The 25,230-nt window shown below is 64.1% G+C and carries 26 protein-coding genes; 14 read left to right on the plus strand and 12 right to left on the minus strand.

Translation table 11 applies throughout. The annotated features are described in order from the left end of the window. The first annotated feature begins 291 nt into the window (after window positions 1–291). The 7 genes from AC1DY9_RS15140 (at window position 292) to AC1DY9_RS15170 (ending at window position 7,067) form a co-directional block, all read left to right on the plus strand. Window positions 292–1,896 carry an ABC transporter substrate-binding protein gene (locus AC1DY9_RS15140; RefSeq protein ID WP_477666975.1) on the plus strand — a complete coding sequence of 535 codons (1,605 nt, stop codon included), beginning with the start codon at window positions 292–294 and terminating at the stop codon, window positions 1,894–1,896. Window positions 1,897–1,909: 13 nt separating this feature from the next. Next, entirely contained in the window at window positions 1,910–3,004 is a 1,095-nt protein-coding gene (locus AC1DY9_RS15145; RefSeq protein WP_477666931.1) for an ABC transporter permease, read from the plus strand. After that, window positions 3,001–3,915 carry a nickel transporter permease gene (gene nikC, locus AC1DY9_RS15150; RefSeq protein WP_477666932.1) on the plus strand — a complete coding sequence of 305 codons (915 nt, stop codon included), beginning with the start codon at window positions 3,001–3,003 and terminating at the stop codon, window positions 3,913–3,915. The genes AC1DY9_RS15145 and nikC overlap by 4 nt, the downstream gene beginning before the upstream one ends. Beyond that, entirely contained in the window at window positions 3,912–4,760 is an 849-nt protein-coding gene (locus AC1DY9_RS15155) for an ABC transporter ATP-binding protein (RefSeq protein WP_477666933.1), read from the plus strand. Before nikC ends, AC1DY9_RS15155 begins: the two co-directional genes overlap by 4 nt. Window positions 4,761–4,783: 23 nt before the next feature. Then, a complete protein-coding gene (locus AC1DY9_RS15160) occupies window positions 4,784–5,548 on the plus strand; it encodes an ABC transporter ATP-binding protein (RefSeq protein WP_457282456.1) in 765 nt (254 codons plus the stop codon). A 73-nt stretch (window positions 5,549–5,621) separates the two neighbouring features. Further along, complete coding sequence (locus AC1DY9_RS15165; RefSeq protein WP_477666934.1) at window positions 5,622–6,593, plus strand: dipeptidase; 972 nt, start codon at window positions 5,622–5,624, stop codon at window positions 6,591–6,593. Between the two features lie 27 nt (window positions 6,594–6,620). Continuing rightward, window positions 6,621–7,067: an acyl-CoA thioesterase gene (locus AC1DY9_RS15170; RefSeq protein ID WP_457282388.1), complete on the plus strand. Its 447-nt coding sequence runs from the start codon at window positions 6,621–6,623 to the stop codon at window positions 7,065–7,067. Between the two features lie 94 nt (window positions 7,068–7,161). Here the strand turns inward: AC1DY9_RS15170 and AC1DY9_RS15175 are convergent, their stop codons facing one another. Further along, window positions 7,162–8,088 (minus strand): LysR family transcriptional regulator, encoded by a 927-nt coding sequence (locus tag AC1DY9_RS15175; RefSeq protein WP_477666935.1) that lies wholly within the window; start codon window positions 8,086–8,088, stop codon window positions 7,162–7,164. A 97-nt stretch (window positions 8,089–8,185) separates the two neighbouring features. On the opposite strand from AC1DY9_RS15175, the gene AC1DY9_RS15180 reads away from it, so the two are divergent. Next, window positions 8,186–8,830 (plus strand): NAD(P)-dependent oxidoreductase, encoded by a 645-nt coding sequence (locus tag AC1DY9_RS15180; RefSeq protein ID WP_477666936.1) that lies wholly within the window; start codon window positions 8,186–8,188, stop codon window positions 8,828–8,830. A gap of 707 nt (window positions 8,831–9,537) precedes the next feature. On the opposite strand, the gene pyrF is transcribed toward AC1DY9_RS15180, so the two are convergent. Beyond that, the gene (gene pyrF / locus AC1DY9_RS15185; protein WP_477666937.1) at window positions 9,538–10,377 is read right to left on the minus strand and encodes an orotidine-5'-phosphate decarboxylase; all 840 of its coding nucleotides are present in this window, start codon (window positions 10,375–10,377) and stop codon (window positions 9,538–9,540) included. A gap of 271 nt (window positions 10,378–10,648) precedes the next feature. On the opposite strand from pyrF, the gene AC1DY9_RS15190 reads away from it, so the two are divergent. From AC1DY9_RS15190 to AC1DY9_RS15200, 3 genes are all read left to right on the plus strand, one after another. Further along, window positions 10,649–11,473, plus strand: a complete 825-nt coding sequence (locus tag AC1DY9_RS15190) for a cupin-like domain-containing protein (RefSeq protein ID WP_457282457.1) — start codon at window positions 10,649–10,651, stop codon at window positions 11,471–11,473. A gap of 21 nt (window positions 11,474–11,494) precedes the next feature. Further along, entirely contained in the window at window positions 11,495–12,274 is a 780-nt protein-coding gene (locus AC1DY9_RS15195) for a hypothetical protein (protein WP_477666938.1), read from the plus strand. Window positions 12,275–12,509: 235 nt separating this feature from the next. Further along, window positions 12,510–13,400, plus strand: coding sequence for a DMT family transporter (locus tag AC1DY9_RS15200; protein WP_477666939.1), 891 nt, complete (start codon window positions 12,510–12,512; stop codon window positions 13,398–13,400). A 7-nt stretch (window positions 13,401–13,407) separates the two neighbouring features. Here AC1DY9_RS15200 and AC1DY9_RS15205 read toward each other — a convergent pair whose 3' ends face one another. From AC1DY9_RS15205 to tsaB, 3 genes are read right to left on the minus strand one after another with little or no spacing between them, the layout of a single operon-like run. Continuing rightward, window positions 13,408–14,190, minus strand: a complete 783-nt coding sequence (locus AC1DY9_RS15205; protein WP_477666940.1) for a uracil-DNA glycosylase family protein — start codon at window positions 14,188–14,190, stop codon at window positions 13,408–13,410. Next, window positions 14,187–14,666, minus strand: coding sequence for a ribosomal protein S18-alanine N-acetyltransferase (rimI, locus tag AC1DY9_RS15210; protein WP_457282395.1), 480 nt, complete (start codon window positions 14,664–14,666; stop codon window positions 14,187–14,189). Before rimI ends, AC1DY9_RS15205 begins: the two co-directional genes overlap by 4 nt. Then, the gene (tsaB, locus tag AC1DY9_RS15215; RefSeq protein WP_477666941.1) at window positions 14,663–15,418 is read right to left on the minus strand and encodes a tRNA (adenosine(37)-N6)-threonylcarbamoyltransferase complex dimerization subunit type 1 TsaB; all 756 of its coding nucleotides are present in this window, start codon (window positions 15,416–15,418) and stop codon (window positions 14,663–14,665) included. Before tsaB ends, rimI begins: the two co-directional genes overlap by 4 nt. A gap of 176 nt (window positions 15,419–15,594) precedes the next feature. On the opposite strand from tsaB, the gene dacB reads away from it, so the two are divergent. After that, entirely contained in the window at window positions 15,595–17,100 is a 1,506-nt protein-coding gene (gene dacB, locus AC1DY9_RS15220; RefSeq protein ID WP_477666942.1) for a D-alanyl-D-alanine carboxypeptidase/D-alanyl-D-alanine endopeptidase, read from the plus strand. Next, window positions 17,097–17,360, plus strand: coding sequence for a SemiSWEET transporter (locus AC1DY9_RS15225; protein WP_457282398.1), 264 nt, complete (start codon window positions 17,097–17,099; stop codon window positions 17,358–17,360). The genes dacB and AC1DY9_RS15225 overlap by 4 nt, the downstream gene beginning before the upstream one ends. 226 nt (window positions 17,361–17,586) lie before the next feature. On the opposite strand, the gene AC1DY9_RS15230 is transcribed toward AC1DY9_RS15225, so the two are convergent. From AC1DY9_RS15230 to purE, 4 genes are all read right to left on the minus strand, one after another. Then, entirely contained in the window at window positions 17,587–18,210 is a 624-nt protein-coding gene (locus AC1DY9_RS15230) for a LysE family translocator (protein WP_477666943.1), read from the minus strand. 379 nt (window positions 18,211–18,589) lie between these two features. Continuing rightward, a complete protein-coding gene (locus tag AC1DY9_RS15235; protein WP_477666944.1) occupies window positions 18,590–19,579 on the minus strand; it encodes an L-threonylcarbamoyladenylate synthase in 990 nt (329 codons plus the stop codon). Next, window positions 19,579–20,847 carry a 5-(carboxyamino)imidazole ribonucleotide synthase gene (locus AC1DY9_RS15240; protein ID WP_477666945.1) on the minus strand — a complete coding sequence of 423 codons (1,269 nt, stop codon included), beginning with the start codon at window positions 20,845–20,847 and terminating at the stop codon, window positions 19,579–19,581. Before AC1DY9_RS15240 ends, AC1DY9_RS15235 begins: the two co-directional genes overlap by 1 nt. Further along, a complete protein-coding gene (gene purE, locus AC1DY9_RS15245) occupies window positions 20,844–21,353 on the minus strand; it encodes a 5-(carboxyamino)imidazole ribonucleotide mutase (RefSeq protein ID WP_457282402.1) in 510 nt (169 codons plus the stop codon). The genes AC1DY9_RS15240 and purE overlap by 4 nt, the downstream gene beginning before the upstream one ends. A 160-nt stretch (window positions 21,354–21,513) precedes the next feature. Between purE and trxA the strand changes: the two genes are divergently transcribed. Continuing rightward, window positions 21,514–22,413 carry a thioredoxin gene (gene trxA, locus AC1DY9_RS15250; RefSeq protein WP_457282403.1) on the plus strand — a complete coding sequence of 300 codons (900 nt, stop codon included), beginning with the start codon at window positions 21,514–21,516 and terminating at the stop codon, window positions 22,411–22,413. 3 nt (window positions 22,414–22,416) lie between these two features. On the opposite strand, the gene AC1DY9_RS15255 is transcribed toward trxA, so the two are convergent. The 3 genes from AC1DY9_RS15255 to fba form a co-directional block, all read right to left on the minus strand. Then, complete coding sequence (locus tag AC1DY9_RS15255) at window positions 22,417–22,806, minus strand: hypothetical protein (protein WP_457282404.1); 390 nt, start codon at window positions 22,804–22,806, stop codon at window positions 22,417–22,419. A gap of 28 nt (window positions 22,807–22,834) precedes the next feature. Further along, window positions 22,835–23,743, minus strand: coding sequence for a phosphoribosylaminoimidazolesuccinocarboxamide synthase (locus AC1DY9_RS15260; protein WP_457282405.1), 909 nt, complete (start codon window positions 23,741–23,743; stop codon window positions 22,835–22,837). 127 nt (window positions 23,744–23,870) lie between these two features. Beyond that, window positions 23,871–24,935 carry a class II fructose-bisphosphate aldolase gene (gene fba / locus AC1DY9_RS15265; protein WP_477666946.1) on the minus strand — a complete coding sequence of 355 codons (1,065 nt, stop codon included), beginning with the start codon at window positions 24,933–24,935 and terminating at the stop codon, window positions 23,871–23,873. Window positions 24,936–25,230: the final 295 nt, after the last annotated feature.

Genomic DNA, 25,230 nt, shown 5'->3' on the forward strand with positions numbered 1-25,230 from the left:
TTGGCTACATAGGCGACGGCCAAGCGGTCCGCCGCCGGACCGCCGGTTTTCATGAGGTCAGCAATCGCGGAAAACCCGGGTCTTGACGCGCGCGGTCGGCGGCGCAGAATGCATCAGTCGCCCTGGACCGTGAACAGGTCCCTGACTTGTATGTACAAGTTACCGGCGGCAACCACCAGCGGTATGGGCATGATTCCTGCTCACCCCTGAGACCCCCGGGCGCGGCCGCCACAAGCGGTCAGGCGCAATGTTTGTTTGACTGTCCAACCGAAGGAAATCATCTTGAACCACATGCTTCCCCACCTCAGCCGCCGCGTTCTTTGCGCCACTGCCGCAGCCGCCATGCTGGCCTGCAGCGCCGGCGCCGTGCTGGCCGCCACGCCCAAAGACACCCTGGTGCTGGCCTTCGGTTTCGATGACATCATCACCATGGACCCGGCCGAGGCCTTTGAGCTGTCCGCCGGCGAAATCATGGGCAACACCTATGACCGCCTGCTGCGCCTGGATGTGAACGACCCGTCCAAACTGGTGGGCGACGTGGCCAAATCCTGGACCGTCTCGGCCGACGGCAAGACCTATACCTTCGAGCTCAAGCCCGGGATCAAGTTCGCCTCCGGCAATCCGCTCACGGCTGAAGAAGTGGCGTATTCGCTGCAGCGCGCCGTGATGCTCGACAAGTCCCCCGCTTTCATCCTGACCCAGTTCGGTTTCTCCAAGACCAACGTCAAGGACAAGATCAAGGCCACCAGCCCGACCGTGGTGACCCTGGAAACCGACAAGGCTTATGCACCCACCTTTGTCTTCAACTGCCTGACGGCCAACGTGGCCGGCATTGTCGACATGAAGCTGGTGCAATCGAAAGAGGTCAACGGTGACTGGGGTTACGCCTGGCTGAAAACCAATTACGCCGGCTCCGGCCCGCTCAAGCTGCGCGAATGGCGTGCCAATGAAATCGTGGCGCTGGAACGCAACGACAACTACTACGGCGCCAAGCCCAAACTGGCCCGCGTGATCTACCGCCACGTGAAGGAATCGGCCACGCAGCGCCTGCTGCTGGAAAAAGGCGACATCGACATCGCCCGCAACCTGAGCCCGCAGGACATCGCGGCGCTCTCGGCCAACAAGGACGTGAAGATGACCTCCACGCCCAAAGGCACGGTCTACTACATCAGCCTGAACCAGAAGAACGCCAACCTGGCCAAGCCCGAGGTGCGCGAGGCCCTGAAATACCTGGTCGACTACGACGCGATCGGCGACACGCTGGTCAAGAACATCGGCGTGATCAACCAGAACTTCTTGCCGCAGGGCCTGCTGGGCGCCAGCACCGTCAAGCCGTACAAGCTCGACGTGGCCAAGGCCAAGGCGCTGCTGGCCAAAGCGGGCCTGGCCAACGGCTTCAAGGTCACCATCGACATGCGCACCATCCAGCCGGTGCAAGGCATCACCGAGGCCTTCCAGCAAACAGCCAAGCAGGCCGGCATTGACGTCGAGATCATTCCCGGTGACGGCAAGCAAACATTGACCAAGTACCGTGCCCGCACCCACGACATGTACATCGGCCAGTGGGGCGCCGACTACTGGGACCCGCATTCGAACGCCGACACCTTCACGCGCAACCCCGACAACGCCGACGATGCCAAGGCCAAGCCGCTGGCCTGGCGCAATGCCTGGGCGATTCCTGAGCTGACCAAGCAGTCGGATGCCGCCGTGCTGGAGCGCGACGCCGGCAAGCGCAAGAAGATGTACGAGGACCTGCAGGCCGAGTTCCGCAAGACCAGCCCCTTTGTCATGCTCTACCAGCAGACCGAGGTGGCGGCTTATCGCACCAACGTGGACGGCCTGAAGCTGGGCCCCACCTTCGACACCAACTACATGTTCAACGCCTCCAAGCGCTGATAGCTCCACGACTTTGGCCATCCCCGACCCCACGGCTGCCGGCGTGGCACCGCTCAGCGCGGTAGCCACACGCACGGCAGGCCAGCGCTTGACGCCGCACGCCAAAAGCTTTGGCAACTTCCTGGTGGTGATTTTGCTCACCTACCTGGGCCTGCTCGCGGTCACGTTTTTTATCGGCCGCGTGATCCCGATCGACCCGGTGCTGGCCATCGTGGGCGACCGCGCGCCGGCGCATGTGATCGAGCGGGCGCGCCAGGAGCTGGGGCTGGACAAGCCGCTGTATGAGCAGTTCTACATCTACATCGGCAAGGTGCTCAAGGGCGACTTCGGCGTCTCGGTGCTGACAGYCAACCCGGTGATGACGGACATCAAGCGCGCCTTTCCGGCCACGCTGGAGCTGGCGAGCCTGGGCATCCTGATAGGCGCGGGCCTGGGCGTGCCGCTGGGCGTCTGGGCCGCAGTGCGGCGCGGCAAGCTGGTGGACCAGGTGGTGCGCGTGATCGGCCTGGTGGGCTATTCGGTGCCCATCTTCTGGCTGGGGCTGATGGCGCTGGTGGTGTTTTATGCGCGACTGGGCTGGGTCTCCGGGCCGGGCCGCATTGACGTGAGTTATGAATACACACTCAAGCCCATCACCGGGTTGTTGCTGCTCGACACGGCCATGACCGGCGAGTGGGAGGCTTTTCGCAATGTGTTTTCGCACCTCATCCTGCCGGCTTCGCTGCTCGGCTATTTCGCGCTGGCCTATATCAGCCGCATGACGCGTTCCTTCATGCTCAACGAACTCGCCCAGGAATACGTGATTGCTGCGCGCGCCAAGGGCCTGTCGGAGTCGCGCATTATCTGGCGCCATGCGCTGCGCAACGCCATGGTGCCGCTGGTCACGGTGATCGCGCTGTCGTACGCGGGTCTGCTCGAGGGCTCGGTACTGACCGAAACCGTCTTTGCCTGGCCGGGGCTGGGCCTGTACATCACCAACTCGCTGCAGAACGCCGACATGAACGCGGTGTTGGGCGGCACGATTGTGGTGGGGTCGATCTTTGTCGGTTTGAATTTATTGTCAGATGTCTTGTACAAGCTGCTCGACCCAAGGACGCGAATCCGATGACTTCAAAGGTTGCATCTTTGCGCGACTGGCTGAACACCGACCGCCCTGCCTCGCGCCGCCAGGCTTTCATGGGCCGCATGTACCACGGCTGCCACGATTTTTCGCGCAACCGGCTGGCGATGCTGGGCCTCTTCATCGTGCTGGGTCTGGTCCTCGTGGCGATTTTTGCCGACCTGCTCGCGCCGTATTCGGCCTACACCGGCGACCTGCGCACCACACGGCTGCTGCCGCCCTCGTGGGCACACTGGTTCGGCACCGACGACCAGGGGCGGGACATCCTCTCACGCATCATCATCGGCTCGCGCATCACGCTGATGGTGGTGATTCTGGTGGCGGTGCTGGCCGCGCCGCTCGGCCTCATCGTCGGCACTGTGGCCGGTTATGCCGGCGGCTGGATCGACGCAGTGCTGATGCGCATCACTGATATTTTTCTGGCGTTTCCGCGCCTTATCCTGGCGCTGGCGTTTGTCGCGGCGCTGGGGCCCGGCATCCAGAACGCGGTGATTGCCATCGCCATCACCTCCTGGCCGCCCTATGCGCGCATGGCGCGGGCCGAGACGCTGACGATACGCCAGACCGACTACATCGCGGCCGTGCAATTGCTGGGCGCCTCCCCCTGGCGCATCGTGCTCAGCCACATCATGCCGTTGTGCGTGTCGTCGGTGATCGTGCGCGTCACGCTGGACATGGCCGGCATCATCCTGACCGCCGCCGGGCTGGGTTTTCTGGGCCTGGGCGCGCAGCCGCCCATGCCGGAGTGGGGCGCGATGATCGCCAACGGCCGCCTCTATGTGCTGGACCAGTGGTGGGTGGCGGCCGCGCCCGGTGCGGCGATTTTTGTCGTGAGCCTGGCCTTCAACCTGCTGGGTGACGGCCTGCGCGATGCGCTGGACCCGAAGGCCGCCAAATGACGGGCGCCAACGCTCCCCTGCTGGTGGTTGACGACCTGCGCGTCAGCTTTCCGCGCCGTGACGGCGGCATGACGGAGGCGGTGCGCGGCGTGTCCTTCACGCTGGGCCGTGAGCGCCTGGGCATCGTGGGCGAGTCGGGTTCGGGCAAATCACAAACCGGCCGCGCCATCATGGGCCTGACCGCACCCGAAGGCCGCATCAGCGCCAAGCGTCTCGAATTTTCCGGTGTGGACTTGCTCAACTGCCCGCCCGCCCAACGCCGTGCGCTGCGCGGCGGCCGTGTTGCCATGGTGCTGCAGGACCCGAAGTTTTCGCTGAACCCCGTCATGACGATAGGCGCACAGATCGTGGAAACGCTGCAGGCCCACACCCGCGTCTCGTCGGCCGAAGCCAAAAAGCGCGCACTGGCCGCGCTCGAATCCGTGCGCATCGACGACCCGGCGCGCGTCTACAAGTTGTATCCGCATGAGGTGTCGGGCGGCATGGGTCAGCGCGCGATGATCGCGATGATGCTGATTGCCGACCCGGACCTGCTGATCGCCGACGAGCCGACCTCGGCGCTGGACGTGACGGTGCAGCTACAGGTGCTGTCCATCCTCGACACGCTGGTGGCCGAGCGCGGCATGGGCTTGATTTTGGTCTCGCACGACCTGCGGCTGGTGTCCACCTTTTGCGACCGCATCCTGGTGATGTATGCCGGCCGGGTGGTGGAAGAGCTGGCCGCCGGCGGCCTGGCGAATGCGCAGCACCCGTACACACGCGGCCTGATGGCTTGTCTGCCGCAGCTGGGCGCGTCCACGCATCCGCTGGCGACGCTGGACAGGCAACCGGAGTGGGCGCTGTGAACCCAGTGGCTTCATCCGCATCGCTGGGCCTGGAAGTCAGCAGCCTGCGCGTGGTGTACGACAGCTTTGTCGCCGTCGCCGATACCTCCTTCATCGTGAACCCCGGCGAAAGCTTCGGCATCGTCGGCGAATCGGGTTCCGGCAAATCCACCGTGCTACGCGCCATCTGCGGGCTCGCGCCGCGCACGGCCGGCACGGTCAGGTTGCTGGGCCAGGACAGCGCGCCCGGCAGCAAGGCCTTCAGGCGGCAGGTGCAGATGGTGTTCCAGGACCCGTACGGCTCGCTGCACCCGCGCCACACCGTAGACCGCATCCTCGCCGAGCCGCTGGCCATCCACGGCATCAGCGATGCGGAAGCGCGCATCGAACGTGCGCTGGAAGAAGTCGGCCTGGGCACGGGTTTTCGCTTCCGTTACCCGCACCAACTCTCGGGTGGGCAGCGCCAGCGCATCGCAATTGCGCGCGCTTTGATCCTCGAGCCGCAAATCCTGTTGCTGGACGAGCCCACTTCGGCACTGGACGCCTCAGTGCAGGCCGAGGTGCTCAACCTGCTCGAGGAACTGCGCCGCCGGCGCGGCCTGACCTTCATCATGGTGAGCCACGACCTGGCCGTCGTCACCCACCTGTGCGAGCGGCTCATGGTGATGCAGCGCGGCCAGACGGTGGAGATGCTGCCTGCGGCCGACCTGGCGGCACACAAAGTCACGAATGCCTATACGCTGAGCCTGATGGAGGCTTCCACCGGGTTCAAACGCCGCGCAGCGGACGACGTGTCCGCTACGGCGTAAATCGTTACCAGGCAGGTCTGGCGCGCCGCAGCGCCGCATGCTTTAATTTCTCTTCAACACCACACGCCACGCCATGATCCACTGGGAAGCCCACGCCTGCCTGCCATTGCACCCGGCAGCCGATTTTTCGCCGATGGACGCGTTGCGCGCCGCGGGCGTGAACTATGTATCCGTCAATGTCGGCATGGACATGAACCCGGTGGCGCAAATCATGGCGGTCATTGCGGCCTTCCGCGCGAAGATCGCCGCGAACCCCGGGCGCTACCGGCTGGTATCCAGCGTGGACGAGATCCGCGAAGCCGCGGCGGCGAGCCAGCTTGCCATCGGCTTTGACCTGGAAGGTGCGATGCCCTTGCAGGAGCGGCCCGAGATGGTGACCCTGTACCGCGAACTCGGCGTGCGGCAAATCCATTTCGCCTACAACCGCAACAACAGCGTGGCCGACGGCTGCCACGACGAAGCACGCGGCCTCATGCCGCTGGGTGTGCGCATGGTGCAGGCCGTGAATGAGGCGGGCCTCTTGATGGACTGCTCCCATACCGGCCGCCGCTGCAGCCTCGACATCATGGCCGCCTCGGCCAAGCCGGTGATCTTCAGCCACGCCAACCCGCTGGCGCTGGTCGAGCACGGGCGCAACATCACCGACGAGCAAATACGCGCCTGCGCCGCAACCGGCGGGGTGGTGTGCGTCTCGGGCGTCTCTGCATTCCTGGGTACGCGCACTCCTACGGCTGACGATATGGCGCGGCATGTGGCCCATGTGGCGGGCCTGGTCGGCGCGCAGCATGCGGGCATCGGCCTGGACATCAGCTTCCGGCAGGATGAGCTCAATGACAACCCGCCGGGCGACTATGACCCCACCTACTGGTGGCCCAGGTCGGCCGGCTACGACCGCGCCGTGCAGCGCATGACTTACACGCCGGTTGAAACCTGGCAACTGCTGCCCGAAGCGCTGCGCCGGGTGGGCCTGAGCGCAACTGAGGTAGAGGGCGTGATGGGCGACAATATGATGCGTGTCGCCGCCGTCGCCTGGCAGCACGCCTGAACAACCCACAACACACCGGCAGCCCCCATGTCCTCCATCACCCTCCGCTTCCTGGCCGAACCCAGTACCGTCAACTTCGGCGGCAAAGTGCACGGCGGCACCGTCATGAAATGGATTGACGAAGCCGGCTACGCCTGCGCCACCAGCTGGGCCAAGCGCTATTGCGTCACCGTGTCGGTGGGCAGCATACGTTTTCAGCGTCCCATCATGATCGGCGACCTGGTCGAAGTCGAAGCCCGCCTGGCCTACACCGGCACGACCAGCCTGAACATCTCGGTGGAAGTGCGCGCCGGCGACATGAAAGTCGGGCAGATGCAGGTCATCACCGAATGCCTGGTGGTGTTTGTCGCGGTGGACCTGGACGGCAAGGCCTTGCCCGCCCAGGAATGGCGGCCGGAGACCCCCGGCGACGTCGCACTGGCCCAGCGTGTGAAGGCGCACCTGGATGCCGCGCGCTCCATGCAACTGACCTGAGCCCGCCGCACAACGCTACCGGATGCGAAGCAACGCCTGATGCGCCTTGACCTGACGGCCGCACTGGCTTGTGTGATGCTGGGCGGGCTGGTGCTCAGGCCGCGTCCGTAACAGGCCTGACACCTACGAACCAGGCCGCCAGCAACTCCAGCGTGTACCGCACCTTGGCCGGCTGCTCGCCGCGCCGCGGCGTGACGGCGTAGACCGGAACATCCGCCATGCGCCAGCCCGGCAGTATCGGCAGCAAGCGGCCTTCGGCCATCGCTTTGCGGTCGTCCTCGCTCACACCCATGCTGATGCCCCAGCCGGCTATGGCCAGCGCATGCAGCGCCGTGACCTGCGAGGCCTGCACCCGGCCTTCCAGCCTCAGGGTTTCGCGTTCGCCGGACGGGCCCAGCAGCTCCAGCATGTCCGCGCTGTTGCTGCTGTTGGGTTTGCTGGCCAGCCAGTCGTGGCGCAGCAAATCCTGCGGCGTGGCGGGCCAGCCGCGTTCGGCCAGGTAGGCCGGCGAGGCGCAGAGCTGGCGCGTCATATCGCCCAGCTTGCGTGCCACCAGGCTGGAGTCGGCCAACTCCCCCACGCGCACCGCGATATCCACGCGTTCGCCGATCAGGTCCACCAGCTTGTCGTCCAGCAGCAGACGCAGCGTGAGCCGGGGGTAGCCGCGCAGCGGCGCCAGCGCCGCTGCCAGCAGGCTGCCAAAGCCGGCCGGCGCGGCCAGGCGCAGCTCGCCTTCGGGTTCGTCGCGCAGCCGCACCAGCGCCTGTTCCGCCGAGCGCGCAGCCGCCACCATGGCGGCACAACCGGCGTGGTAGCGCTCCCCCGCTTCTGTCAGCGTCAGGCGCCGCGTGGACCGGTGCAGCAGGGCCAGGCCGAGCGACTGCTCAAGCTGCCGCAAATGCTGGCTCACGGCCGAAGGCGTCATGCCCAGCTGCCGAGCAGCCGCGGTCAGGGACCCTTTGGCAACCACCTCGGCAAAAATGGCCATGCGCTTGAGCTGGTCCATGGATTTATCGCTCATTAGTTAGCTCTACTTCACAGTGTTAGCGAATTTTGCCGTCTATTCAGGCCGTTGTGAAGTAATGAAACTAGAGACTCTTTTACCCATAGGAGTTTTTATGAACATCGCACTGATCGGCGCCACAGGTTTTATCGGCGCACCCATTCTTTCCGAACTGCTGAGCCGCGGCCACAAGGTCACCGTACTGGCCCGCAACCCTGGCAAGGTCAACCCGCAAACCGGCCTGACCGTGGTCGCCGCCGACGCACTGAATGCCGGCCAGGTGGCCAAAGCCGTGGCGGGCCACGATGCCGTCATCAGCGCCTACAACCCCGGCTGGAGCGAGCCGAAAATCCACGACCTGCACCTTGAGGCCAGCAAAGCCATCGTGAATGGCGTCAAGCAGGCGGGCGTCAAACGCCTGCTCGTGGTGGGTGGCGCCGGCAGCCTGTATGTGGCGCCCGGCCTGCAACTCGTGGACACGCCGGAGTTTCCCGCGCAATACAAGCAGGGCGCGCTCGCCGCACGCGAGGCGCTGAACCAGCTCAAGCTCGAAACCTCACTGGACTGGAGCTTTGTCTCGCCTCCCATTGGCCTGGCACCCGGTGAGCGCACCGGCAAATACCGGCTGGGTGCGGACGACCTGCTGCCTGGCCAGGGTGACAAGCCGGCCGGTATTTCGGTGCCTGACCTGGCTGTGGCCATCGTGGACGAGATTGAAAACGCGCGGCATGTTCGGCGCCGGTTCACGGTTGCCAATTAATCGTCTTATTGGCCTTACGCCCAATAGGGACGGGCGCAGGCAGCTCCTAAATTAATAGCTATTTTCTTTTTTGGTTGTTGTTGTTTCGGTGTTTGCGGTCTTTGCTGAGGGTTGCTGGCCGGGGGTAGCCCGGCGGCTACTCACTTTTCTTTTGCTTCGCCAAAAGAAAAGTAAGCAAAAGAAAAGGCGACCCTGCTGTCTGCGACCCTCCGCTTCGCTACGGGCAACCTGCGGTGCTCGGTYCAGGCGGGGTCTCGCTCGAACTCGCTTCGCTCAGACAATCGCGATCCCTGATCCGCCTGRMCCTGCGCTCCTCGGCGCAKACAGAAGGGATGGGGAGAAGGAATACCAACAGCCGAAGACAGGAATCCGAATRCCTGAAGAAACAAGGACTCGCCGTGGCGAGTCCTTGTTGGTATTTGTGTTGRTTTTGTATTTTTGTCCCCGCTCCCGATTGGCCCTTGTGGATGCGCCGAGGAGCGCAGGGCCAGACGGATCAGGGCAAAAACTTGTTTGAGCGAAGCGAGTTGTTTTTGACCCCGGCTGGACCGAGCACCGCAGGTTGCCCGTAGCGCGGCGAAGGGACGCAGGAACCAGGGTCGCCTTTCTTTTGCTTACTTTTCTTTGGCGAAGCAAAGAAAAGTGAGTTGCATGCCGGGCAACCCCCGGCCAGCAACCCTCAGCAAAAAGCGCTGGAACAAGAAAGACTACAGCTTCAGAGCCTCACCCCGAGCCGCTTCCAACATATCCCGAGTCTTCACCGCCTCGCGCCGCGCAGCCTCCGCAAAATCATCCGCCGAAGAGGCATAGATAATCGCACGCGACGAGTTCACGATGATTGGCGCGCCGGCCCGCCAGCCCGCTTTGACGGTCGCGACGGCATCGCCACCCTGCGCCCCCACACCCGGAATCAGCAGCGGCAAGGTCGGCGCCACCGAACGCACACGCTCGATCTCGGCCGGATAAGTCGCCCCCACCACCAGGCCCAACTGGCCATTGAGGTTCCAGGGACCTTGCGCCAGACGCGCCACATGCTCGTACAACAGCGGCTGGCCTTCAATCGAGGCGAAGCGCTGGTTCTGCAGATCGTCGCCGCCGGGGTTGGAGGTGCGGCACAGCAAAAATGCGCCCTTGCCTTCGTACTTCAAATATGGTGCGACCGAATCAAACCCCATGAAGGGCGAGAGCGTCACCGCGTCGGCACCGTAGCGCTCAAAGGCTTCCTTGGCATATTGCTCCGCCGTGCTGCCGATATCGCCGCGCTTGGCGTCCAGGATGATGGGCACTTGCGGCGCCACGCGGCGCATGTGTTCCATCAGGCGTTCAAGCTGGCCTTCGGCGCGGTGCGCGGCGAAGTAGGCGATTTGCGGCTTGAAGGAAATCACCAGGTCGGCGGTGGCGTCAACAATCGCCGCGCAGAAATCGTAGATCTTGTTGGCATCGCCCTTGAGCTTGCCGGGGAATTTCGTAGGTTCAGGGTCCAGGCCGACGCAGAGCATGGAGCGGTTCTGGCGTTCTGCGGCGCCCAGCATGTCGAGAAAAGTCATGTCCCATTTTAAGCTCCCACCATCTCCGCAGCTTGCACCGGGCCCCGATGGAAAACCCCCTGTATGCCAAACGCGCGATTGTCTCCAGCGGCTACCTGTCCGGCGTTTTACACGATGCAACAAAAAAACAAGCGCTAGCGTCATCAGGATTTCACAGTGGATTTTTACGATCACCGCATTGCAAGTGCTGAAGGTCGTTGTGAATTTGTGGATTACCCAAGGCGAATGCCCGCTAGGAATACCTCGCTCCAGGCTCGGGGCTGTGCCAGAGATGGTGTCCCCCCGGGGGCATGAGTGGATAGGTCATGGCCCTGTTGTTTTGCGGGGCATGGGGCGCAACTGGGCCGCGCTGGAGCGTTGGACGTTTCAGCACCTTGCCCATCTGGGCGGGGCCAGGCCTGTGACCTTGGTAGTGGGGAATCGGGAGAGGTCCAGTACCCGGTTTGTGACGTCCACACTTGACCGCTATGTGGCACAGCTGGAGTTGCAGACAGCCGCGCAGGAAGAAGGCTCGCATATCGGCTACCTCAAAGAGTTTGATCTGCTCAAGGAGATACCCTCATTGCGCCAGGACGTGCAGCAAGACGCATTATTCCCGCCAGGCAACATCGTCTCCAGCAGCGCATGGATTGGCCCGCAAGGTGCACACACGGGTTTGCATTACGACTTGCTGGACAACCTGGCGGTGCTCACGCGCGGAGTCAAACGCTTTTACCTGGCACGCCCCGGCACCGTGGAACACCTGGGTGCGTTGTCAACTAAGTATGACCGCTGGGCCAAGCTGGCATCGGTGGGCATGCGCGACCTGGCACAAAGCGATGTGCCAACAGACGCACTGTTTGCCGTCGATCTGTATCCGGGTGATGCCATCTACGTGCCTCATGGCTGGTGGCATGAGGTGGTGAATTTGCAAGCCAGCATTTTTCTGAGCGGATTTTTCGGCAACAAGGCCCGGGTCACCCGGCTGTGGCTCACCACAGGTGCTGTGCAGCTGATGCATGACTTCCAGCCCTTGGGCACTCGCAATTGCGCCTGCCATTCGGGTACCGCACACCCGCCACCAGTCCCCGACGTTCCGGGCAGTCAACTCCTTTAACACCCACGCATACCGTTACCCATGACAACCAAACCGACCATCAAAAAGCGCAGCTACATCACCCGCAATTTGCGTATTGGCGATATTCCAGCCTTGCTGGATCTGGAGCGCAAGCAATGGACGCAAGAGCAGCAAGCCACCGCAGAAGACTTTCGATCACGCATTGCCGCGCATCCCGATTTGAGCGGGGGTGCATTTTGCGCAGAAACGGGTGAATTGCTGGCGTCGCTCTTTTGCAAGCCCACCACGGAGGCAGAGTGGGTCAACCCGGGCGACTGGCAAAAGAGTGCCGCTCTGGACGGCAAGGTGCCAACGAACAAGCACGCCTCCCGCTGCCTGTTCGGCATCAGCCTGACCAGCGTGGATGCCGGCGCGGCCTTGCAGCTGATCGCCTTTAACTATCTGTATGCGGTGAAATGCGGCAATCGCGAAGTGTTTCTGGGCTCTCCCATGCCCGGGCTCAGGCGTCATTTGCAGCGCAAACCAGGCGCATCGGTAGAGGCCTATGCACAGGCTACGCGGGCCGGTTTGCCGGTTGATCCACAGCTGCGCTACTACCACGGCAAGGGCTTTTGTGAGCTTGTGGCCGTGCGTGAGAACTACTTCCCCCACGAAGCCTCGTGTGATTACGGCGCCATTCTGAAATCCAGGGTGCCGTATCCATGGCTCACGCCGCTATTTCGCTGGACACCCGTCCCAGTGTTGAGGTCGCTTGCCGCACTGGCGCCGCGCTACGCCATTCCAGAAGACGACAGGGTGCCAGCACGAACAGAGTCTGCCGCTGAGCCAGAAGCGGCGTAGCAATTCAACCCGTGTTGCGCAACCCAGCCAGACTTTGGGCGCACGCTATGCCGGCCCGGCGCAAGCCAGTCCCACAGCTGCCCGCTGGTGAAATACCTCCATCACTGGCCGTACTCACAGAATTCTTCAAGCCAGCATGAGCCGCGGGACTGGCTTTGCCAGACCGCAGGCGGGCGGCCCCCTCGGGGGGCAGGAAGCTACACGAAGTGAGCGACCGTGGGGGCACAATAGTTCCATGCAACTCTCGCAACGCCAACTCATCCTGCTGGTTCTGCTCACCCTCGTCTGGGGCCTGAACTGGCCGGTGATGAAACTGGGGATTGCGGACTTTCCACCCTTGACGTTCCGGGCGATGTCGATCTGGCTGGGCATTCCGGTGCTGGGCATTGCCATGGTGGTGCTGAAGGTGCCGTTTGGGGTGCCGCGGGGCAAGTGGCGTGAGCTCTTCTGGCTGGCTGCGGCCAACATGTTTGTCTGGCATGCACTGATCATCCTCGCCGTGAAAAACCTCAGCAGCGGGCGCGCGGCGATTCTGGGCTACACCATGCCGATTTTTTCGGCGCTGCTGGGCGCGTGGTTTTTTGGCGCGAAGCTCAAGCCCCGCAACTGGCTGGGTGTGGCAGCTGCTGCACTGGGCGTGGCGCTGCTGCTATGGAATGAAATGACCAACCTGTCGGGCAGCCCCCTGGGTGTGCTGTGCGCGCTGGTGGCGGCCGCGGTGTGGGCGCTGGGCACGCAGCTGCTGCGCAAGACCACGATACCGGCCGCGACGCTGACGTTGTCGTTCTGGATGACGGTGATGACTGCCGTGATGCTGACCATGTTGGGTGTCGTGTTTGAGATGCCGCAGTGGAAGGCACCTTCGCCCACGACCTGGGGCGCGATTCTTTACAACGCGGTGCTGATCTTCGGTTTCGCGCATGCGGCGTGGTTCACGCTGGCGCGCGCGCTGCCGCCGGTGGCTTCCACGCTGAGCGTGATGATGATTCCCGTCCTCGGGGTGTTTTCAGGCGCTCTGGGCCTGGGCGAAGTGCTGCACTGGCAAGACTGGGCTGCCGTGGTGCTGATGGTGGTGGCGATTGCTTCAGTGCTGGCGCCCAGCCGCACAGTACCTGAAAAGGCCTGAAGGAAAATCAGGCGACGCCGGGAGTAACGACCAAGCTCATGGCCAGGCACAGGTCGTCCCAGGCCTTGCCCTTGTCGGCCGGGTTGCGCAGTAAATAGGTGGCGTCGTAGGTCACGACCATGCGGGCTCCATGCAGGCTGTGCAATTGGCCGCGCTGTTTGCCGAAAGGCTCTGTCGATTGCAACACCGCCTGCGCGGCCAGGCGGCCCATGACGAGCACGACATCGGGTTGCGCGCTGGCCACCAGGGCGGGCAGCGCTTCAGGCAGGCCGGCGCCCGCACCGGATGCCGCCTGCCGGACCAGCGGGGCCAGCAGCACCATGCCGGCCTTGTGCAGGCGCGTAGCGCGCAGCATGTTGTCGAGCAGCTTGCCGGCATCGCCTTCAAAGGGGTTGAAAGACTGCCGCTGCAGCGCAGCCGCCGGCGTTTCGGCCAGCACCAGCCAGCGCGCGCCTTCGGCATGGGCGGCGTCAGCGTACAGGGCTTGCGCGTCGCCCATCCGCCACGCAGCCGTTGTGCCGGGTACAGCGGTTTCGCGCACTTCGACCTGCGGGCGAACCGGCGCCTGCACAGGCCGCACGAGCGGCGCAGCCTCTCGCGGTGCAGCGGACGTGGAAGGCGCACTGACTTTTTGATCAACTTCACTTGCAGGCGTTACTGACCGTGCGCCAGCAGCTACCAAATCAGTAGCAGTGGCAGTTTCAACAGGCGCAGCGGCAACCGGCAGCCACACGCGCACACCCATTTCGCGCAGCATGGCGCGCTGGCGTTTGTCGAGGTCCAGGCTCATAGCGCCAGGCTCATGACGACCGCATCTTCGCGCGTGGAAGCGCCGTCCGGGTAGTAGTTGCGGCGCGTGCCAACATGGCGAAAGCCGTATCGTTCGTAGATGGCCTTGGCCCGCACATTGCTCACGCGCACTTCCAGCCACAGCCACTGCGCGCCCTGCCCGCGCGACCAGAGGGCCAGCGCATCCAGCATGATGCGGGCCCAGCCCTGGCGCTGGTGTTCGGGGGCCACGGTGATGTTGAGCAGGTGCACTTCGTCAACGCCCTTCATGGCCACGAAATAGCCCAGTAGCACGGCGTCGGGCGCATTGCCGGCGGTGAGCAGTTGTGCCTGGTAGCCGGCATTGAGCGAATCGTTGAAATTGCCGTGCGTCCAGGGGTGGCCATACGCGGTTTTTTCCACGCGCACCACCTCATCCAGCCATGCAGGTGTCATGGCTTCGAACTGGGCTTCGAGGGGCTTGAGGATGGCGTTCATGAAAGGGGTGGAGCGGCGGCCAGCTTGGCGGCCCTGACCTGGTCGCGCTCTTCGGTGGTCAGCGCTACTTTATCGCGAACGTAGAGTGGCAGGGCGAGGTCGGCGCTGACGTATTGCCCGGCAGCAGCCAGTTGCGGCGCCAGGCGCAGCATGGCGGTGGCTGTGGGCAAGGCCTCGGCCTGCGCAAATGCCGCAAGGCTGCCCGGCAAACGCCCGGCGTACACCGCAAAAACATTGCCCGCGAACAAACCGGCCGCAGTGTCCGGCACCAGGTTTTCAGGCCGGACCAGCACGCATTCGCCGAGCGCCCGGCAGTGCCCGCCGCTGAACTCAAAACCCTGCACATACATTTCGTCCATGCGCGCATCCAGCAGCGCGGTGACGCGCAGGGACGCTTCGCCATCACCCTGCTGCTGAAAGCGCGCTTCTTCGACCACAGCCATCAGCGTGTCGACAGGCAGCACGGGAATACCGGCACCCTGGTTGGCGCCCAGGGCCAGGCCTTGCGCCACCGCGCAGGCGGTGCGCAGGCCGGTAAAGGAGCCGGGGCCGCGCCCGAAGGCGATGGCATCCAGCTCGCCCAGCGCCAGGCCAGCCTCGGCCAGCAACGCCAGGATGGCGGGGATCAGCGTGGTGGAAGCCTGCGCGCCGCCTGGGCCGTTGTGCTGCCAGACGTGCGCACCGTCGGTCAGCGCCACGGACATGCGGTCGGTGCTGGTGTCAAAAGCGAGGAATTTCACAAGTTCAGGCATTAAATCGGGCTCAAGCCCTTATATATCAGGCGCAAGCAGCTATTAAATTCATAGCAATCTGCGAGTACCCGGAGGCTGGGGCCGATGGGTAAGCCCTGATTATCCGCGCCAATGGCCGGCCACCCCGGCGCCCACCGGCAGCGCCTTGCAGAACGCTCAACCGCGATAATCCCCGCATGACCCACGACTTGCTGCGCCCGCGCACGACACACACTGTTGCGCTGGCTGCCCTGGCGGCCATGGCAGCCCTGGCCGCAAGCCCCGGCCTGGCACAAACCGCACGCCTGCCGGCCCCGATTGAAAAAGCCCTGTCGCGCGCCAGGGTGCCGCGCGATGCGGTGTCCATGCTGGTGGTGGAAGCCGGCAGCGGCAAACCGGTGCCGCGCCTGAGCTGGCGCGCCGATGTGCCAATGAACCCTGCCTCCGTCATGAAACTGGTGACCACGTACTCGGCGCTCGACGCGTTGGGCCGCGACTTCACCTGGAAGACGAAGGTGATACTGGACGGCAGCGCCTCGGGCGGCCTGCTCAACGGCAACATGGTGGTGCAGGGCGGCGGCGACCCCAAGCTGGTCGTTGAACGCCTGCAGGCCTTGCTGGCCGAGGTGCAGGCCGGAGGGGCGCGGGCGATCCGCGGCGACATCGTGCTGGACCGCAGCGCCTTCAGCGTGCCGCCCACCGATCCGGGCGAATTTGACGGCGAGCCGCTGCGGCCCTACAACGCCCGGCCCGATGCGTTGCTGATCAATTTCAAAACCATTGTGATGACATTCACGCCGGACCTTCCAAATGGCCGTGCGCTGGTGCGCTATGAGCCGCCGCTGGCGGGTGTGCAGGTGGGCGCGACGGTACCGATCGTGCGTGTGGCGCGCTGCGGCGACTGGCGCAGCGAGCTGCGTGCCAGCGTTGAAAACCCCGTCAACATCGAATTCCTGGGTACCTATTCTTCGGCCTGCGGCGAAAAAGTGTGGCCCAGCGCCTATGCCGACCCCGCGAGTTTTGCGGCGCGCGCCATCGAAGGGTCGTGGCGGCAACTGGGTGGCCTGCTGACGGGCACAGTGCGCGACGCCACGCCGGCAGAGCTGGCCATGCTGCGCAGGACCGGTACCCTCTCGGGCGAAAAGGCCGCGGTGCGGTTTGAATACCAGTCGCCGCCGTTGCTGGAAATGGTGCGCGACGTCAACAAATACTCCAACAACATCATGGCCCAACACCTCTTTTTGACACTCGGGCTTTGGGCCGGCCTGGGCCAGCCCAAAGCCGGCACGCTTGAATCCGCCCGCGCAGCGCTCACCGCCTGGTGGCGCAAAAGCCTGCCCGGCAGCACACCCCCGCTGATGGACAACGGCTCGGGCCTGAGCCGCGAGGAGCGCATCAGTGCTGCCAGCCTGTCGGCCCTGCTGCAGCATGCCGCCAAAAGCCCTTTTGCCGCCGATCTCGCCGATTCGCTGCCGGTGGCCGGCACCGACGCCACCATGCGCGAACGCGCCAGGCCGGTGGCCGGGCTGGCTTTCGTCAAGACCGGCTCGCTGCGCGACGTGACCGCGGTTGCCGGTTATGCCAATGGCGACAGCGGCGCACGCTACATCGTGGTGGGGCTGATCAACCACGCGAACGCGCCCGCTGCGCGCCCGGCACTGGATGCGATGCTGGAATGGGCCGTCAAGGAGGGCAAGCGATGAACGCAACAGACATCGTGGGCTTTCTGGCGGCCGTGCTGACCACGGCGAGCTTTGCGCCGCAGGCCTGGTTGACCTTTCGCAGCCGCGATGTCAGCGGCATTTCACTGGCGATGTACAGCGCCTTTACGGTTGGCGTGGCACTGTGGCTGGCCTACGGTGTGCTGGCGGGCGCCTGGCCCATCGTGCTGGCGAACGCGGTCACGCTGGGCCTGGCGCTGGCCATTCTGGTGATGAAGCTGGTATACGGGCGCGGCGACTGAATAGCCCGGTACCACAGACGCCCAGCGCGGCAGGCACGGATGCTTCATCAATGTGCCTGCAAGTTATCCCTGCCGCCTGTGGACAAGGCTGTTGATGGCGGCGGGACTTGTGGACGAAAACACCACTTGGCGCGGCATTGCGCCACAATGCCCGAAATTTGGGCAACTGCCTGCCTGGCCCGTCACGGAGCCTGACGGGCAATTCGCGCTGCCCTGAGAACCGGCTCTAGGAGCGCGCTTCGCGCAATGATGCCGCCAGCAGCCCCAGGCCCAATGCGCCGACAGCCACCGAGGCGATGCGGTCCGCCGTGCCCCGCGTACGGGCATACGCAAACCGCACCCGCTCGCGCGAAAACAAATAGGCCAGCAGCGTGTGCCAGCACAGCGCGTTGACCACGATCATGGCCACGGCCGCGGCCTGCAATGCCGGGCTGGGAGCGGCCGGAAACGAGGCGGCAAACACGCTGCCGAAAAAGAGCGCCGACTTGGGGTTGGTGATATTGGTGAGAAACCCCAGGCGAAACGCCGCTGCCGATGACACCGCCGGGCCGCCATCGCCCAGTGCAAGGCCGCCCGAGCGCCAGAGCCGGCTCGCCACATAGAGCAGATACAGGCCACCGGCCACCTGCAGCACCAGGCGCAGCCCCGGAAAAATTTGGAAGATGGCGTTGACGCCCAGCACCGCGCACAGCGCCCAGATGGCAGCCCCGGCCGTCACACCCAGCGCCGCGAACACCGCGCTACGCGCCCTATCGCTGGCAGCGAGTTGCGAGACCAGCAGCACATTGGCGCCGGGGCTCATCATGGCCGCGACGTGGAGGAACCAGATGGTGAGGAGGATGGAGAGCATGGGTTACCTCTTTCCTGATGTCCCAGGTACATGGGGACAAATTCGATGTGATGCGCCGGTATGCATCAGCCCGAGTGATGCAAGTGATACCACATTAGCCCAACAAAAATGATCACGAGCCCAAGGACGAGCCAGCCCCAGACAAGCCGGTGGCGTGCACACTTCGCGCAGAAGTCAACGCGCTTGGTTGACCCTCCTTCGTACCTTCGCGTGACGGTCTTGAAGTCAAAGCCAAGCGCTCTTCCGCATTGGTAGCAACACCCGCCAGTGTTCCGCCGGTCGCTCCTGCGCTCGCGCCACATCATCCACAACCCGACGGCGGCACCGATGAGGAGACAAGCGATGGTTCCATCCAACATGGCAGCCGATTCTTGACGCTTCAGCTCGCGGCAGCCCGTTGCAGCCGGTCGCGCACGCCATCCCACTCGGCGGCCGCCGGTGGGTTTTCAATCCAGATCAGCTTGACGCCTTTGGCATCAAAGTCGCGCAACACGGCAAACAGTTGCTGCGCGGTGGCCAGCGCGTCGTCGGGCATGCGGCGGTACAACACTTTTTCTGACTTGATGCGCACGATGCTGCGCGCGTAAACGGCGATGTGGGCGGCCTCGGCGCCCAGCAAATCGAGTGCGGTTTGTATGGGGCCGGCGTCCATCAGGCGCACCTTGGCGTCGGGCGCGTAGTGCGCTTCGAGCGTGCCGGAAGCGCGCGGCGCATCGCCCGGAGCCTCTTGCTCGAATTCGTCTTTCCCCAGCACGGCCTCGCCGCACGCGGCTTCGAGTTGCGCGCGCGTGAGGATGCCCGGGCGCAGCAACACAGGCCGCCCGCGCGTGCAGTCGACGATGCTGGATTCGATGCCGACATCGCAGGGCCCGCCGTCGAGCACCAGCAGGCTGTCGCCAAACTCCTGCTGCACATGCTGCGCAGTGGTGGGGCTGACGCGGCCGAAACGGTTGGCGCTGGGGCCGGCAACACCCGTGTCACATGCTTTCAAAAAAGCCAGCGCGACAGGGTGTGAGGGGCAGCGCAGGCCGATCGAATCCTGGCCGCCGGCCGCGGCCGCTGCCACGCCTTCCTTGCGCGGCAGGATCACGGTGAGCGGCCCGGGCCAGAAGGCTTTCATCAGGCGCGCGGCAAACGGCGGCACGCTGCTGGCGTAAGCGTCTACGTGCGCCGCATCGGCCACGTGCACGATGAGCGGATGGTCGGACGGACGGCCCTTGGCTTCAAAAATTCCGGCGACGGCTTGATCGCTGGAAGCGTCGGCGCCCAGGCCGTACACCGTCTCCGTCGGGAAGCCCACCAGCCCACCGGCCCGGATGCGGCGTGCGGCTTCAAGAATGGCTTCAGGGTCCGTACCGGGAAGAATCATCAGAGGGCGTCCAGGCCGGGCAGGCCCAGGATGGATGCAACCTGGCGTGCCGTGGCCTTGACTGAAGCGACGTCGGGGCCCGTGATGTTGAGATGGCCCATCTTGCGGCCGATGCGGGCTTCGGTTTTGCCGTAGAGATGCAGGTGCGTGCCGGGCAGTGCCAGCACGGCCTGCCAGTCGGGTGTGCGCATCTTTCCATGGGTGTCAAACCACACATCTCCCAGCAGGTTGAGCATGATGGCCGGTGAATGCTGGCGCGGCTGCGGCAGCGGCAGGCCGGCCATGGCATGCACCTGCAGGTCGAACTGCGACACGTCACAGGCGTCCATCGTGTAGTGGCCGCTGTTGTGCGGGCGTGGCGCCATTTCATTGACGATGAGCGCGCCATCGGCGCTGCCGTCGTCCACCAGGAAAAACTCGACGCAGAGCACGCCGACATAGTCAATGTGTTTTGCTATGGTTTTGGTAGCTGCTTGCGCACGACCAGCAAGCGCTGCAGGCATATTTCCTTCATAAGCCTGCGTCACCGCGAGAATGCCGTCGACATGCACATTCAGCTGGGGCGCAAAACTCACGACGCTGCCGTCCCAGCCGCGCGCCACGATGACCGAGCACTCGGCCTTGAGTGGCAGCATTTTTTCGAGCACACAGGGCACCTGCTTCAGGCCGGCCCAGGCGGTGGCCAGTTCGTCCGCATTCTTGACGCGGACCTGGCCCTTGCCGTCGTAGCCCATGCGCGCGGTCTTGAGGATGCCGGGCAGCAAACCGGCGGGCACCGCCTTCAGCTGCCCGGCTGTTTCAATCACGGCGTAGGGTGCGCAGGTAACGCCGGCCAGCACGCCGGATTCGGCGGCGCTGGCGGTGAAGTGGGATTTTTCCTCGATGCGGTTTTGCGCGATGGCCACGGCGGCAGCGCCGGGTGCCACGGGGCGGCTGGCGGCCAGCGCCTGCAGCGCGCCGGCGGGCACGTTTTCAAATTCGGTGGTGACGGCGGCGCACAGTGCGGCCAGTTGGGTCAGCCCTTTTTCATCGCTGTAGCCGGCCTGGATGTGGTGATGGCTCACCAGGCCCGCGGGGCTTTGCGGATCGGGGTCCAGCACCGCCGTGAAATAACCCAGGCGCTGCGCGGCATGCACAAACATGCGGCCCAGCTGGCCGCCGCCCATCACGCCGAGGGTAGCGGGCTGGCCGAAGGCCGAGGCCGTGCCGGGAAAAATAGGCAACTCCGGCAGGCTGGAGGCGGCCCGGGAAGAGGTGGAGGCGGTCATGCGGGCGGCAGCGTCATGGCGTGCGCGGCAGCGGTTTGCTCTGCACGGAAAGCCTGCAATTGGGCGGCCAGCGCCGGGTTGTGCAGGGCCAGCATGGCCACCGCGAACAGGGCTGCATTGGCTGCGCCGGCGTTGCCGATGGCAAAGGTGGCGACCGGAATGCCCTTGGGCATCTGCACGATGCTGTGCAGCGAGTCCACGCCCTGCAAATGCTTGCTGGCCACGGGAACACCCAGCACCGGCACGGTGGTTTTGGCGGCCAGCATGCCGGGCAGGTGCGCTGCGCCGCCGGCGCCGGCAATGATGGCCTGCAAGCCGCGACCGCCGGCACCTTCGGCATAGGCAAACAGCTCGTCGGGCATGCGGTGGGCCGACACCACCCGGGCTTCGTGCGCAATGCCGAATTGCGTCAGGATCTGCACGGCGTGCTGCATGGTCTCCCAGTCGCTGCTGGAGCCCATCACCACACCCACCAGGGGTTTTGCCGAATTGTTGCTTGTTGTCATGCGGGGACCTTCAAGGCCGGGGTTGCAGGTTCTAACCCCATGATTTTAAGGGCAGGCCACCGCAAGGGCCGTGCCGTGCGTGCTACGCTCTTGCCTCTCAGGCGTCCAGCTGCGCCGACCCGGTTGAAAACCGGCCCCGATACCCCAACTCTGCCAGACCATGATCGACGTCACCATTGCCAACTTTGAAGCGGAAGTCGTTGCCGCATCCATGACCACGCCTGTGCTGATCGACTTCTGGGCGCCCTGGTGCGGCCCCTGCAAGTCGCTCGGGCCCATCCTTGAAAAAGTGGAAGTGGAATATGCCGGGCGCTTCAAGCTGGTCAAGATCGACTCCGACCAGGAGCAGCAACTGGGTGCCGCTTTCGGCATCCGGAGCATCCCCACCTGCATATTGATGATGAACGGCCAGCCGGTGGACGGTTTTGCCGGCGCCCTGCCCGAAGGCAAGGTCAAGGAATTCCTCGACAAGCATTTGCCGCCGGCTGAAGAGCAGCCCGAAGAGCAGGAACTCGCGCTCGAAGAAGAAAACACGGACCCCACTGCCGTGCTGGAAAAACTCCAGCATGCCGTCGCCGCCAACCCGGCCGACGACAACGCCCGCTTTGACTATGTGAAGCTGCTGCTGCAGCTGGGCCGCGAAGACGACGCCAAGGTGGCGTTTGCGCCTGTGATCGCCCAGACCACCGTGGTGCGGCGCTTTGACTCGCTCAAGCGCTGGATGGATGCTATGGATTTTGTAGCTACCGGCGCTCATGGAGTGGGTGCTGCAGCCGGTTTTGATGCAAGGATTACGGCCAACAAACGCGATTTCGAAGCACGTTTTGACAAAGCCCGCTGGCTCATGGCGCAGCAGCGCTGGACTGAGGCGCTGGACGAGTTGCTGGAAATCCTGATGCGCGACAAGGCCTGGAACGAAGACCTGGCACGCAAGACCTACATCGCCGTGCTCGACGTCATGGAAGCGCCCAAGCCCAAGGTGGCTGATGGGCAAATCCCGCCGGAAGATGCGACCGTGGCGACGTATCGTCGGCGCCTCAGCAGCGTCGTCTTGAGCTAGGGCTTATTGGCCAAACAGCCAGCGCGTCAAGGCAAAAGCAAACCCGAACAGCGCGGCATAGCCTGCCACCTCAACGCTGAATTCACGGCGCGATTCGCGCCACGCACGAGCCCTTTCGACCAGCAGCCCCGCCAGCAAAGGGGCAAGCAGCAGATTGAGAATTTGCAGCCAGTGCAGGCGAATCGCCAGATGAGGCACCACCAGCACGGTGAGGAGGCCGGCGCCAACACCTGTAGCCACAGACCAGGCAGCTTCCTGCACGGGAGTGAGCTCATGGTCGCGTCCGTGCAGCTTGTACCAGGCCGCCTTGAAAACACCGCCAAAAAACTCACCGAAGAGCTGCAAAAACAGTTCACCGAAAAATTCGAACAGCAACTCGAGCAGGAACTCCATGGAGGGCGCCGGCGACTGCTGCCGTGCCTCAGGCCGTCAGGCGGGCCAAGGCTTCCTGGTACTTGGCAGCAGTCTTGGCAACCACATCGGCCGGCAGGTGCGGCGCAGGCGGGGTTTTGTCCCAGGGCTTGCCGTTGATGCGCACGCTTTCAAGCCAGTCGCGCACAAACTGCTTGTCGTAACTGGGCGGGTTCTGGCCGGCGGCATACGCCGCTTCATAGCCTTCGATCGGCCAATAGCGTGAGGAGTCGGGCGTCAGCACCTCGTCCATCAGCGTAAGCACGCCATTCTCATCAAGGCCGAATTCGAATTTGGTGTCGGCAATGATGATGCCCTTGGTCAGGGCGAAGGCGGCGGCGGTGCTATAGATCTCGATGCTGATCTTTTTGATCTGCGCGGCCATGTCGGCGCCAACTACTTTCACCACCTGCTCGTAGCTGATGTTTTCGTCGTGCTCGCCGGCTTCGGCTTTGGCGGCCGGTGTGAAGATGGGCTCCGGCAGTTTGCCTGCGTTCTTCAGGCCCGCGGGTAGCGGTACGCCGCAGACGGCCTGGCTCTCCTGGTATTCTTTCCAGCCGCTGCCGGCCAGGTAACCGCGCACCACGGCCTCGACCGGGATGGGCTTGAGGCGCTTGACCAGCATGGAGCGGTTGACGACCTGCGGCACCTCGGCCGGGGTGACCACGCTTTCGGGTGTCTCGCCGGTCAGGTGGTTGGGGCAAATGTGGCCGAGCTTGCCAAACCAGAACAGCGCCATCTGCGTGAGCAGCGCGCCCTTGCCGGGGATTGGCTCACCCAGGATGACATCGAATGCACTCAGCCGGTCGCTGGCCACCATCAGCAGCCTGTTCTTGCCCACAGCGTAGTTGTCGCGCACTTTGCCGCGCGCCAGCAGGGGCAGGGAGGTCAGGGCGGAGGTATGGAGTGCTTGGGTCATGGTGGGAGGCAGGATGACAGGGTGGCAGAGGGAGTCAAAGTAAAAAGCCCGCGCGACTCGAAAGAGTCCACGGGCTTTGAATTATCGCCAATCCGCGCGGGCGGGCGGCGGGAATTTTCGGTGCTTTTTAATGCACGACCTGGGCGAGCTCGCCCTTGGCGTACTTGGCGGCCACGACCTGCAGGGCGTCACCCTTGATCTTGGCGCCCTGGCCTTCACAGCCAAATTCGATGTAGCGCTGCTTGCACAGAGCCTTGGCGGCTTCACGGGCGGGCTTGAGCCATTCGCGGGCGTCGAATTTCTCGGGGTTTTCAGCCAGGAACTTGCGCACCGCGCCGGTCATGGCCAGGCGGATGTCGGTATCGATGTTGATCTTGCGCACGCCGTGCTTGATGGCTTCCTGGATTTCCTCGACGGGCACGCCGTAGGTTTCCTTCATCTGGCCGCCGTACTGGCGAATGACAGCCAGCATTTCCTGCGGCACCGAGGACGAGCCGTGCATCACCAGGTGGGTGCTCGGGATGCGCTTGTGGATTTCCTTGATGCGGTCAATCGCCAGGATGTCGCCGGTGGGCTTGCGGGTGAATTTATAGGCGCCGTGGCTGGTGCCGATGGCAATCGCCAGCGCGTCAATTTGCGTGCGCTTGACGAAGTCGGCGGCCTGCTCGGGGTCGGTCAACAGCTGCTCGCGCGTCATGGTGGCGTCGGTGCCGTGGCCGTCTTCCTTGTCGCCCTTCATGGTCTCCAGCGAACCCAGGCAGCCGAGCTCACCTTCGACGGTAACTCCGTATTTGTGGGCCAGCTGCGAGACCTTCTTCGTCACCTCGACGTTGTATTCATAGCTGGCGATGGTCTTGCCGTCGGCTTCGAGCGAGCCGTCCATCATCACGGACGAAAAACCAAGGTCGATGGCGCCCTGGCAAACGGCAGGGTTCTGGCCGTGGTCCTGATGCATGACCAGCGGGATGTTGGGATACATCTCGATAGCCGCCTCGATCAGGTGTTTGATGAAGGGTTCACCGGCGTACTTGCGGGCGCCTGCGCTGGCCTGCAGGATGACGGGCGCGCCGGTCTCTTTGGCCGCTTCCATCACGGCTTGCACCTGCTCAAGGTTGTTGACGTTAAAAGCCGGAATGCCGTAGCCGTTGACTGCCGCATGGTCCAGCAGCTCGCGCATAGAAACGAGTGCCATGTGTGATATCCCCAGAAGTTAGAAAAACACTGCCAAAAGGCGGGTTCCTCGCGAGGGCCGTGCGGCGTAAAAGCCGCCTGGAAACGCCCGTAACCACGAAGTAACCGAAGCCTTGATTCTAACGTTTACCCGAATAGGGTGGGATAACCGAACTTGTGTCTGAATGCATGCCGTAACGGCGTGTAAACATCGTCCACCCCCGTCCAGGCTCACTGCGTGTAGCCTGTTCCCCCCTCGAGGGGGCGGCGCCTTGGGCCGGCGAAGCCGGACCCTTGGCCCCCACTGGTGAAAACCC

The organism is Polaromonas sp. P1_F6 (assembly GCF_056405695.1).